Here is a 12,314-nt window from a genome sequence, read left to right as displayed (position 1 = left end):
GCAGACGTAGAAAAAATTGTAGATACAGCAATTGAAATCGGTGAAGCTGGTTTATCCTGGTTTTGGTGTGCTTTTTCTATTCCCGAACAAGTCGTTTTTTCCGCAATTGCACAAGCTCAAGAAACTGGAAAAAACTACTTAAAATTACTAGAAATTCAGGGAATTGACGCAAAAAATCAACTGATTAATCAAGCCCGAAAACAACTGTTAGACAATGGTTTTTTAGATGCAACCGGAGAAAAAATAAAAGTAGAATTGGTGCGTCGCTGGATTATAAAACGTTATCCTCTGCAAGATCAAATCGGTCAATTCCGTGAATTTGAGGAAAAAAAAATTCCTAATCAGAAAGAGATGATCCAACTACCAGAGATAGTTGAGAATAATTACACAAGCAACATTATAACAAATCATAGCAATAGTCATACTGATATTTCTGCAAATATTTCTACAAAACGCCCATTAATGATTTTAACAGCAGTTGCAACTACCATGACAATTGCGGCTAGTATTTTTGTTGCTAGTTATACTAATTTCTCTCTACTAGATTCAAAAAGGGAATTAAAAATTTCTTCTTCTCCCACACCAGATTATGCACCAGATAATAATACAATTAGTCGAGGTGATAAAACATTATTTTCTAATATTAATAATCGCTTTCGTGACCAGGGTATTGCAGCCTTTAAAAATGGTAATTATCAAGAAGCAGTTAATTTCTTTCAACAAGCTGTCAAAGCAAATCCCTACGACCCAGAAGTATTAATTTACTACAATAACGCTCGCGCTAGTCAAAATAGTTCTTCCGTGAGTTTAGCAGTGGTTGTACCTATAGGAAGCAAAACTAATAATGATAATGCTCAAGAAATATTACGTGGTGTAGCTCAAGCACAAGACCAATTTAATAATAATCAAGGCTCAAACGGTTTATTATTAAAAGTTGCCATTGCTAATGATAGTAATAACCCAGAGGAAGCAAAACAAGTAGTCCAGGAAATAGTCAAAGATGATTCTATATTAGGAGTAATTGGACATAATTCTAGCGATGTTACTAAAGCTGTAATACCAGAATATGAAAAAGCTGGTTTAGCGATTATTTCCTCTACTGCTACTAGTAATTTATTAAAAAGCTCAGTTTTCTTTAGAGTAGTTGATTCTGATGAAATTGCTGGAGAAAAGTTAGCTCAATATACTAATCGTCTAGGGTTTAAAAAAGTCGTGATTTTTAATAATCCTAACAGCCCCTATAGCCAGAGTATCACAGAGGCATTTACAAATGAATTTGAAAAAATTGGAGGTAAGGTAGTTCATACAATTGATTTAAGTGACAAAGAATTTGATCCAAGAGAAGAAGTTAGTATCAGTGTCAAGAAATTTAAAGCGGAAGCTGCTATCTTGTTTCCAGATACAGAACACACTAATGCTACAATTGAGATTGCTAAAGCGAATGATGATAATTCTTTAAGTTTATTAGGTGGACACACTCTTTATAGCAATGATACCTTAATCAAAGGTAGAAAGGCTGTAGAGGGAATGATTTTATCAGTTCCTTGGTTTAGAGAAACTTCACAAGCAAAAGATTTTGCTGAAAAATCTGGAAAAAAATGGGGCGGAGCTATTAGTTGGCGGACTGCAACCAGTTTTGATGCAACCCAGGCTTTTATTCAAGCTTTATCAAAAGATAATACCCAAGATAATACCCGAAATAACGTATTAGAAAGATTACAAAAGGTTGAGCTTAACAATAATCAAACATCAGGTTATCCACTCCAGTTTACCAAAGAAAGAGAGCGTCAAGGACAATCTGTACTTGTAGAGGTTAAGGACGGGAAATTTACCATGATTATTCCATAGGACTTGGGTAAAATAGATAGTCGTTACCAAAATTGTAACCGTTGAGGATTGATCAAATTGGACATGAGATAGTGAACAAATAGTACATTATCAACATCTGACTAGACAAAGATGTAAAAATCAAAGCACAATAGAGGTAAAACATGAACCATAAGAAAATCAATCCTATCAAAAGCAATTTTTTACAACGACGCTATGGCGTAAGTTTAGGAAGAAGGTATGTTTTAGTGTCCGCTGGTGAGATGTTATTAAATGTATTTAGTTACACCTCCGCCAACATAGGAAATTGAACCCTTATCACCTTGATTCTTTACGCCTTTGCGTCTTTGCATGACCCCTATTCGTAGCTTTGATCAGCAACCGCGATAAAATAAGTTAACCTACTATTTTCGCAAATTTTGCTGGTGTTATGGGTGTAGCTATTACGGACTAGTAAAAGATTTTTCTGGATCAAGATTCAGAACCGGGGGACGAATGGCGCTGATAATGCTTTTAATGACCACAGCACAGGGAACCGCTAAAATTACCCCCAAAAGTCCGCCAATTCTCGCTCCAGTCAAGACAGAAATTAAAATCCAAACGGGATTTAAACCAGTAAAACTACCTAAAATCCGGGGTGCGATCAGATTTTCCAGGATTTGCTGTACAATTACTGATGCTATTAATACTCTTATCCCCATACTCACATCTTGAAGTGAGACTAAAGAAGTTGTCAGGGCGATACCCACAGAACCACCAAAGGGGATAAGCGCCATAAGTCCAATCGTCAATCCAAATAATAACCCAAAAGGGACTTTCAACCACAAAAAGGCGGAAATGAGAGCAGAAGCCATACAGGTGGATAAGATTAATTGGGTAATAAAAAAATTTTGAAAGCTTAAACGAACTGTATTGGAAAAAGGATCACGAAATTTAGAAGGTAGCCATTGTACTAAACTTTCCCACAGTTCGCCCCCGTGTTGTAATAAATAAAAGGTTAATACCATTGTCAACAGGAAATCTAGTAAACTGGTAACGGTTACTACAGCTAGATTTAAGACCTGTCCAGCTATAGACTGTAATTGTCCCTTAACGCGATCATTAATTTGTGTGGCTAAAGCATCTAAATTAATTGGCAAACCTGCGCTTTCTGCTTTATCATTGAGTATCATTAATTGAGAACGTCCTGAGTCAATTAATTCTGGTAGACGGGCTACTAGTTGTTGCGCTTGGGTCAACGCCAGAGGAAACAGGGTGACACCTAGAGCTAATAAAATGGATAATGCTGATAAAAAAACTAAGATAGCCACTTGTTCTCTTTTAGCTCCGTGGTTTTCCATCCAACTTACGGGGTAGTTGAGGAGAAAGGCTAGTACCGAAGCTCCGACTAAAATAACGATCAGGGAGTGAAAATAATCGAAAATTGTAGCAATAGCCCAACCATTGAGAACTAATAGGGGTGCAAGTAGGGCAATTGCTAAAAATCTTGCCAGTGGTGTCAGTGTTTGCCACCAAGTAAGTAGCTTTCGTGTTTGCATTTTTAGATAATTACACTATAGAACTCAAGGGATTTCTTCTTTACAGAATATTATCTCTAACTTGATGAGTTTTATTCACCATCTTTAGTTTATGATCACATCAACCACTATGGATAACCTGACAGTAAAAGATACAGATGCTCTGAAAACACAATTAATTTTCTCTTTGATTCCTATCATCGGCTTTTTTCCGTCTCTGTGGACTCTGTATACCCGTCAGGGTAGTCGAGAACAACTGACTGTGAGCCGTCTATCTATCACTTTGGCTTTGATATGGATATTAAGTTATTTATTGTTAACTACTGGAGCAGCTGCGGATTTTTTGACACTGCGGTTGTTAATCCTCAATAGTTTCTTGACTTCTGGTTATTTTTTAGTCAGCCTTTGGTTGATTTTTAGGGTCATTCAAGGCAAATCTACGCGTTTACCAGGATTTAGTAATTTGTCCGAGAAAGCATGGCGTAAGTATTAGAGATATGAAGGTAAAAATTGTCAAGGAGAGAATCCCTACGGAATATCTCTACATTCTTGGTCGGAGATGTCTATTGAACTGAAATTTTTAATGGCAATGCAGTTGGTTGTAGATTATTGTATTTAGACCTTCTCCATAGCAAACTTAATCAAAAATTGGCTATCATAGTTTGATTTGTTTTAGATGTATTGAGTCGGCAAATTTACGTTATTCAAAATCGTAGGTGAGAGGAAGTCTGTGACTAGTCAAAAAACATCAGCCGCACAACAAAGAGCCGCAAAAGCTAAATATAGGGGAAAAAAAAATCCTCGCCCATCAAAATCGGGACGTTGGCTATGGTTTACGGTGGGTATGGGAGGAATTGCTATATTATCAGGACTGGCAGGAGCGCTGTTGGCGGTTTCTTCGGAAAGTACACCTTTGCAACAAGCTCAACTAAGTCCCCAGGAAGAAGCGGTATTTGATGGCGATCGCATCTCCGGGAATGGGTTACAATTTTCTCAATTAACCCGTCCTGTGAATATCCTCCTCATGGGTATGAGTGTGCTACCCCCAGATGTGCAAAACCCTCCCGTTGATAGCAAAAGTCTCGGTTATTTACCCCAAATTAATTCTTTTGACGGTCTTGCTGATGTCATGCTGTTGATCAAATTTGATCCAGAGACAAACAAAATAGTCATGCTTTCTGTTCCTAGAGATACCCGCACAGAAATTGAAGGCTACGGCATTAAAAAAATTAATGCTGCTAATATGGAGGGAGGTCCGGCTTTAACAGCGAAAACAGTTAGTAATCTCTTGGGCGGAATCGGGGTAGATCGCTATGTACGCATTAATGTTTTAGGAGTTAGTAAGTTAATTGAAGCTTTGGGAGGGGTCAATGTTTATGTCCCCAAAGATATGAAATATCGAGATGATTCCCAGCATTTATATATTAATTTAAAGGCAGGTCAACAACATCTTAACGGTGAACAGGCGTTACAATTATTACGTTATCGTCATGATGAATTGGGGGATATTGGTCGGATTCAACGTCAGCAAATGGTGTTACGGGCTTTAATTGAACAGTCTTTAAACCCGACAACTATTACTCGATTACTGGACATTCTTAATGTTGTTAAAGAAAATATTGATACCAACTTATCCGTTGAAGAATTAATAGCACTGATAGGTTTTGGCTCAAAAACCAGTCGCTCAAATATGCAAATGTTAATGTTACCTGGGCGCTTCAGTGAAAATCGTGAGTTTGATGCCAGCTACTGGGTACCAGATAGACGAGCTATTGGTAAACTAGTATCTCAGCACTTTGATTCAGAAGCAAAAACAGAACTACAGTCCAGTGATCCTAGTCGTTTGCGTATAGCTATTCAAGACAGTACAGGTAGCGATAGCGAAGCGCTCCGCAGGAATCGCTCACAGTTGCGTCCCCTAATTAGAACATTGGAAAAAGCCGGATATACCAATATTTTTATCTCTAAACCCTGGGGAGAACCCTTAGAAGTAACTCACATTGTCGCCCAACAAGGAGATGGAAATAGTGCAGAATCATTACGTAGTCTCTTGGGATTTGGGGAAGTGCGCGTAGAAAGCACTGGTAATATTGGCTCAGATATTAGTATCCAGGTGGGTAAGGATTGGTTTCAAAACCAAGCCATTTTCCAAAATTCCCCTCATCCTTAATCACATTTATCTCGTTCCCAGTCTCCAGAGTGGGAACGAGAGACACCACACAAGCTATCAGCAAACCCTAATTAACTTTTTCCAACACAACACAGCTAACAGAAATATCTTTGAATAGCCATAAAGCATATTTTAGAGAATCAAACCAACGCAATGGTTGGTAAATGGGTAACATAAGTCTAATCAATATCGCTAGTATATACAATATGGGCGTAGTAGTAGTTGATTGCACTAAATAACCTCCTGGGAGAATTTCCCCATTGACAATTTTGAAATCGGGAAACAGGCTACTTAATTCCTGGATATTTGGTCTAAACATTGTATCAATAGGATCGCAGTGATAAGGATATTTATAGGGAACTGTCACGAAAAGATAGCCATTTTTAGGGACAATAGAGCCAATAATTTTACTTATTTCTTCTCTGTTATTGATGTGTTCCAATAGGTTAGAACAGATAACAGATTGAATATTCATTTCTGAAAGTTGCTTGAAAAAATCAAGGCTGCATAAGTCTCCGACGAGATCAACACCTATATCATTTTTTATGTCTGCATGAATTACTGAATAGCCTTTTGTTCTGGCGGGTTTGAATAATAACTCATCAATCCAGGGTTGTTCTTGTTCTCTAAATTTTTTGTTAGAACTACCAATATTTAGCATGGGGAATACACTGTTAGGATTGAGAGAATAGATAATATTTGCTAACCACTTAGCTTCTTCTCTGAACATAATGATTTAATATCATGTAATTTAATTATCTTAAACGAAAATCAGTTTGTATAGTAGCGTATCCCTGACGGGAAGGGAACTTTTAAAACATCCTCTAATTTGAGATTTTTTTTCTCAGTTTAACTTTCGTCAATAATTCATCTTTAATGCGGTTTAAAATCGAAGTTTCATTTAAAGTTGAGAGAATTTGCTTAACTACTGCTTTTGGTCCATCTGGTCCCCAATTTGCACCATTTGCTAAATAAGCTTTAGTAACTTGTCCGATACCATAAGAAGAGACACCAGCTACTCCGGCTTGAGTCATAGCTATGGATAAATAGGGTCCAATTGTCATTCCTGCGGTTGCTGTTGTTGAGATTCCTAACAAAGTTTTTAAACCACTTAAACCAAGATTTGCGAATAGTTCACTAGCACCAATACCACCCATACTCACAGCGATTTTTTGCAATAATTTAACAGCACCATTTTCTGTCATAGGGATACCATAAAGTTTAGATAAACCTAAAATTAACGAAATATCTATAATAACAGCACTTAATATATCAACTACTGTAACAGGATTGAGGGCGATCGCCAATGCCTTAGTAATTACTGCTTTCCAAATTAACTGATTAGCATTTTCTTCCCTAATGATCAGTTTACGCTGTACCAATTGCTCATTGACATGATCAGCATAAAGCATAGTATTTAAAGCCACTAAAGCCTTACCTTCACGGTGGAGAACTTCCAAAATTTTTAATTTTAGTTCTTCAACTTGCGACTTACCTTTTTGTAATCTTACACTTCTAGTACCATCGGAATTTTGTACTGCAATTCTTACCAATGGAGCAGCGGAAGCCATGACAATTTCTGCTGGTGAAAGTAATTCTCGTACCCTATCATCTCGAATTTTTTCGTAAATTGTAATTCTGTCAGTTTCAGGATATTGATCAACTTTATTAAAGACCAAGATTATCGGTTTACCTACTTCTCGTAATTGAGATAAAGCTAGTTGTTCAATTTTAGTCATATCTCCTGCAATCACAAACAGAATTAAATCAGCTTGTTTAGCAATTTGTTCAGCCAAAGCGGCGCGAGTTTCACCGTCTACTTCATCTAATCCTGGAGTATCAATTAATTCCACTTGAGATTGGCCGTTGCTAGGTAATGTAGCTTTCAAAGTTCCCAAAACTTCTTCACTAATACTCCAATTTACCATTTGAGCATCACGAGTTACACCATGTAAAGGACCAGTAACAAAAACCTCTTCTCCCACTAAAGCATTAAGAAGAGAAGATTTACCACGTCCTACCATACCAAAAGCAGCAATTTGGACTACCATGCTTTCTAATTTATCTAGCATAGTTTCCAAATCGTGAATTTCAGCTTCTAAACCTAATTTTTCCCCAGGAGAAAGATCCAGATTATTCACTAAGTTTCGTAATGCGGTTTTGGCCTGTTTGTAATTAAGTTCTGCTTGAATATCGTCAAAGGTAAAAATGGCACTGTCTAGTTCTTCTTCCCAGTTGGGTATAGATTCGGGTATAGTATTCATTTTGAGGAACACAAAATATTGGTCATAGACGTTCAATGGGTAGGGATTCTCGGCTCTACAATCTTTACCTATTTTGCCAAAATTTATTTTATCTTTGCCAAAATGGACTCTCCATTCTTAAAAATACCACACGGCCAAAATCTTCGGGAACATGAAATTGGGGGTCTGGAGTTTGGCTGGGAGACCATTGGCTGTGCTGTGGATTTGTTTTACCACCTAAGCGGTTCAGGTTGAGATGCCAAATTTCTCCTGATTTGGCTGGTGTATTCTTAGCTACCTTAGCAAAATTGCTGAAGGGAATCGCCGCTTCTAAAATCCAATATTTATCTGTATCACTGTCGTCATTTAGCGTCCCGACAATTGAGGTAGCAATTTTTATGCCTTCACCATTCCATGCGGAGGTGAATGGCCGTACTGGACCTTGAGGATGAAATTGATCTAGAAATGCCCCCCGCACGTTCATTTCAATATTAAAATAGACTTGGGGTTTATCTACATTCGGTGCTGTAAACACTTCTACACAATCGTCCTCATAAACTGCACTATCACGCTGAGTTTGTTCTGCCCAAATATGTGCATCTTCAACAATAAAAGATACATATAAATTATCATTATCCCACAGCAATTTACTGACTGTTTGTTCTTGCTTCCCCGAATTCCACCAGGGAAATTTGAATTTACCTGCATCCGGCGCTGCTGTCCATCCTGGCTCATCTAATTTGCCATCAATGATTATTGGTGTACTTGTGTGAAAAATAGTATAAAACGGTTGGCTACGTGCAAATGCTGTCAGGGATGAAAAAAGTATAAATAATATAACTAATAGGGATAAAAGAGCAGCATTGAGTATTTTTTTGTATTGAAAATTTTTCAATTGTTTCATAGTAATTAGGGCTGGGGACTTAAACACCGTAGAAATTAACCATAGTCTGTACTAACAAATAAAATCCCGTCATTTCCAACTGTTGGCAACTACCTTTGGATAGATAGTAATCTCTTGCTAATTGTGTAAGAATCAAGCCTGATTATTTGACAATCTCAAACCCAATTTTTCGTGATTTTTGTGAATGAGTGCGTCAATAGTTAGGTTTTGGACTGAGTTTGTGAACTTTAACAACAAGATCAATTTCCGGTGTTATGAGGTACAGATATTAATGATAAAACTCTTGTGGTGCGGGCATCTTGCCCGCTAATGGTGTATCTGAGTCAGGTCAATGTTGTAATTTCAAAAAACTACGTTTTTCAAGGTAGAAACCCTTTATTGCTAATCTTCGCTAGTTTCACCCCAATCAGATATCTGGTTTTTAAAGTATGAGTAACTTTTCTGATAACTTATTAAACATTAACCGCCGTCAGCTTTTATTAGGAACACTCTCAGTAGGGGCGGGTAGTGTGATGGGAATATTCCACAAATTTTCTCTGGCAACAGCTACACCAGTAGTTTCACGATTAGGTATCCCAGGTTCCTTCCCCGGACGGGTTGTGGAAGTCGGGCATATTGAATCTGTAGTTAATGGTGAATTTCGTCGTGAACCAGTTCGCCAGATGGTTGCCCGTGGCATGATGGAGTTAACAGGTGCAGCAGATAATGTCAGTTCCTGGCGTTCCATGTTTGAGCGTGGGGATGTAGTAGGAATTAAGGTGAACCCAGTGGGCGCACCCCTGGCTATCTCTAATCATGTCTTAATTTATGAAGTCGTTGATGGATTGAAGTCTGCTGGTGTTAAACCGCAAGATATAATTATTTTTGATCGCTATGGCGATATGTGGGCTAAAGCTGGCTACCAAAAACATCTCCCTGATGGTGTGCGGGGTGGAGGTGCAGTAGAAAAGTATGACGATGTTCAACTTGATATTAAGGGATACGATCCAGAAGTTTACGCCTATATGGAACTTATTGATCCCAAACTTCACGACCCCAAAGATGATCGTACCCGGCGATCGCATCTTTGTAATATAGTCTCCAAGCAAATTAACAAATTAATTAATATTCCTGTACTCAAAGATCATGGTTCCGCTGGTATCACTGGTGCTTTGAAGAACCTCTCTCATGGACTAGTTAATAATGTCGCCCGCAGTCATGCCAAACCGGAAACTAACGCCTGTAATATTTTCATTCCTACTATCTGTTCCCTCCAGCCCATTCGAGAAAAGACTGTGCTTAACATTATGGATGGATTGGTAGGAGTGTATCACAAGGGTCCTTTTGGTAAAAAGGATTCGCCCTATACTTGGCCTTATCGCTCCCTGCTCTTTGCTACAGATCCAGTAGCCATGGATCGCATTGAGTGGCAAATCATTGATGCCAAGCGTGCTGCAATGAATCTACCTCCTGTGGACAAAACCGGGAGAATGGGAGTCCAATCTCCAGCCAAGCAAACAGGTATTACGGGAGGAACAACCTCGGAGGAAGAAGGATTTGATATGCGCCAGCCGCAGCATATAATGATTGCTGCGGCACTGGGTTTAGGGGTTGCAGATATTGAAAAAATCAACCACGTCAAGATTAGACTGGCCTGAATCCACTTTCACCAGAAATGTGAACCTACCTTAACCCAACCTACGAATCAAGGATTTTTTCAATTAGCATTTTTAGCGCGATGCCGCATTTTCCAAGACCTGCCCGGATGTTCGACTTGAAAGGTCTCTATATTGCCTTTATCGGCTATAGTCACAAAGCAAGTGCGTCCATCCTGGCCTCCAAAGTCAAGGTTGGTTGGTTTTTGACCAATGAGTGGGATAGTTTTGAGGATTTTTCCTTCGGGAGACATTTTCACAACTTCTCCTTTGCCCCAGCGGGTGATATACAGGTTTCCCATGATATCGCTACGCATTCCATCCAAACCACCATCGGAAAATTGATGTAGTAGTCTTTTGTGACTTACTTCACCTTTTGAATTTAAATCATACACCCAAACTCTAAGTTGCTTAGTTTCATTAACGTAAAGTCTGGTTTGATCTGGTGACACTTCAATGCCGTTGGTCGTTCCCATATTTTTTTCCAAGAGTTCAGTTTTACCATCTTTATTGATACGCCACAACTGACCCGTACCCTCTTTCCAATTGGGATCACTGGCAAAGAGAATATCATTGTCCATAATAGCCAAATCATTTGGTTGATTCATTTTGGGTTCATCAGCAAACACACTGATTTTGGCCTCTGGAGTGATTTTCAGCACCTTGTGTCCTGTATAGTCAGCGACAAACATCTCATCTCGACGGTTAAACCGAATACCATTAGCGGTACTACCCTTGGGCATATTAACAAATAAGCTGCTAACCCCATCTGGAGTAACTCGACCAATCGTTTCCTTTTGTCCAAAGCTCACAGCATATAAATTTCCATTTTTATCAACAGCAGCCCCCTCAATCTGAGCGGTAAATGTTCCCTCCTGAGTGAAGGCGCGACTTTGGTAAGGCCTGATCGCTAGGGAACTGGATAGGAAACATAACCAAATCGTTCCCATAATCCCAGGGATAACTTTCCATCTGGCAATATTTAACCGCAATTAGAACCTTCCTTATCATTTTAGACCTATCCAAAATATAATTCAGGTACAAAAAAATGGTAGAAGGTGAAACGTTATTGTTGATTAAGGAGATGAATTTTAGTCTTAGGCAAAGGTAAGAGTTTTAAAAAAAGGTTCAATTCTAGAATTTCATACCTCAATTCAACAATACCAAAATTTAAGATATAACAACCTGATGTAATTCATTGGGAGTAAGATGAGAATGAACAACTTCACCATCACGAAACCAAACAATGCGCTTAGTTTGGCGCGCAACTTCTGATTCATGGGTGACGATAACAACAGTAATCCCACTGCTATTAAGTTCACTAAATAAATCTAATACTTCTTGAGTTGTATGAGAATCAAGTGCGCCGGTGGGTTCGTCAGCCAGGAGAACAACGGGACGGTTGACAATGGCGCGAGCGATCGCTACTCTTTGTTGTTGTCCTCCTGATAATTGGGTAGGTTTATTATTGAGGCGTTTTTCTAAACCGACCTTGATTAATGCTTCTGTGGCTCGTTCTTTTCTTTCCCCAGGTTTAACACCAGCATATACCATTGGTAACATGACATTTTCTAAGGCTGTTAATTGGTTTAATAAATGGAATTGTTGAAAGACAAACCCTAATTTTTTATTACGAATATGCGCCAATTCTGTATCACTCATTTGCGCGACATTCAAATTATCTAAATAATAACTTCCCTGACTAGGACGATCTAAACAACCGATAATATTCATGGCTGTGGATTTCCCCGAACCAGAAGGACCCATTATCGAACAATATTCACCTTTTTCTATCACCAAATTCACTTGATTAAGTGCTTTAACTTCTATATCTCCAATTCCATAAACTTTAAAAATATCCTCTAAACAAATAATTGCTGATTCTGGTGCAGCTTGGGGAACATTCGTATTATTAAAAGTCAGAGTATTAGCCATAAAGATTTATCCTCATGTAGACTGTCATTGTAGCATAGAGATTGCTGTTTGTGTGAATTTTACAGCAAGTTGAGCTTGAGTGAG

General features: G+C 38.5%; 11 protein-coding genes. 5 read left to right on the top strand and 6 right to left on the bottom strand.

Features of this window, described 5'->3' with window-relative positions:
• Together ACIR310F_RS23880 and ACIR310F_RS25895 are read left to right on the top strand one after the other, a co-directional pair.
• Positions 1-1,848: ABC transporter substrate-binding protein (locus tag ACIR310F_RS23880; RefSeq protein ID WP_196803257.1), on the top strand; the 1,848-nt coding region annotated here is incomplete at its 5' end.
• A gap of 143 nt (positions 1,849-1,991) precedes the next feature.
• A complete protein-coding gene (locus ACIR310F_RS25895) occupies positions 1,992-2,138 on the top strand; it encodes a hypothetical protein (RefSeq protein ID WP_155963932.1) in 147 nt (48 codons plus the stop codon).
• 132 nt (positions 2,139-2,270) lie between these two features.
• Here ACIR310F_RS25895 and ACIR310F_RS23295 read toward each other — a convergent pair whose 3' ends face one another.
• Complete coding sequence (locus tag ACIR310F_RS23295; RefSeq protein ID WP_231387625.1) at positions 2,271-3,365, bottom strand: AI-2E family transporter; 1,095 nt, start codon at positions 3,363-3,365, stop codon at positions 2,271-2,273.
• Positions 3,366-3,474: 109 nt separating this feature from the next.
• Between ACIR310F_RS23295 and ACIR310F_RS0119880 the strand changes: the two genes are divergently transcribed.
• Both ACIR310F_RS0119880 and ACIR310F_RS0119875 read left to right on the top strand, forming a co-directional pair.
• Positions 3,475-3,837: a hypothetical protein gene (locus ACIR310F_RS0119880; RefSeq protein WP_155963930.1), complete on the top strand. Its 363-nt coding sequence runs from the start codon at positions 3,475-3,477 to the stop codon at positions 3,835-3,837.
• A gap of 237 nt (positions 3,838-4,074) precedes the next feature.
• The gene (locus ACIR310F_RS0119875; RefSeq protein ID WP_028085338.1) at positions 4,075-5,514 is read left to right on the top strand and encodes an LCP family protein; all 1,440 of its coding nucleotides are present in this window, start codon (positions 4,075-4,077) and stop codon (positions 5,512-5,514) included.
• A 67-nt stretch (positions 5,515-5,581) separates the two neighbouring features.
• On the opposite strand, the gene ACIR310F_RS0119870 is transcribed toward ACIR310F_RS0119875, so the two are convergent.
• From ACIR310F_RS0119870 to ACIR310F_RS23875, 3 genes are all read right to left on the bottom strand, one after another.
• Positions 5,582-6,244, bottom strand: a complete 663-nt coding sequence (locus ACIR310F_RS0119870) for a methyltransferase type 11 (protein WP_028085337.1) — start codon at positions 6,242-6,244, stop codon at positions 5,582-5,584.
• A 94-nt stretch (positions 6,245-6,338) separates the two neighbouring features.
• Positions 6,339-7,778, bottom strand: coding sequence for a GTP-binding protein (locus ACIR310F_RS0119865; RefSeq protein ID WP_028085336.1), 1,440 nt, complete (start codon positions 7,776-7,778; stop codon positions 6,339-6,341).
• Between the two features lie 88 nt (positions 7,779-7,866).
• Complete coding sequence (locus ACIR310F_RS23875) at positions 7,867-8,661, bottom strand: carbohydrate-binding family 9-like protein (protein WP_028085335.1); 795 nt, start codon at positions 8,659-8,661, stop codon at positions 7,867-7,869.
• 428 nt (positions 8,662-9,089) lie between these two features.
• Between ACIR310F_RS23875 and ACIR310F_RS23285 the strand changes: the two genes are divergently transcribed.
• Positions 9,090-10,298, top strand: coding sequence for a DUF362 domain-containing protein (locus ACIR310F_RS23285; protein ID WP_051289771.1), 1,209 nt, complete (start codon positions 9,090-9,092; stop codon positions 10,296-10,298).
• A 59-nt stretch (positions 10,299-10,357) separates the two neighbouring features.
• On the opposite strand, the gene ACIR310F_RS0119850 is transcribed toward ACIR310F_RS23285, so the two are convergent.
• Together ACIR310F_RS0119850 and ACIR310F_RS0119845 are read right to left on the bottom strand one after the other, a co-directional pair.
• A complete protein-coding gene (locus ACIR310F_RS0119850; RefSeq protein ID WP_196803256.1) occupies positions 10,358-11,287 on the bottom strand; it encodes an SMP-30/gluconolactonase/LRE family protein in 930 nt (309 codons plus the stop codon).
• A 178-nt stretch (positions 11,288-11,465) separates the two neighbouring features.
• Entirely contained in the window at positions 11,466-12,230 is a 765-nt protein-coding gene (locus ACIR310F_RS0119845; RefSeq protein ID WP_028085333.1) for an ABC transporter ATP-binding protein, read from the bottom strand.
• Positions 12,231-12,314 lie beyond the last annotated feature (84 nt).

Origin of the sequence: Dolichospermum circinale AWQC310F (assembly GCF_000426925.1) — a bacterium.
Taxonomy (GTDB): Bacteria; Cyanobacteriota; Cyanobacteriia; order Cyanobacteriales; family Nostocaceae; genus Dolichospermum; species Dolichospermum circinale.
This window is presented reverse-complemented; position numbering and strand designations above follow the sequence as displayed.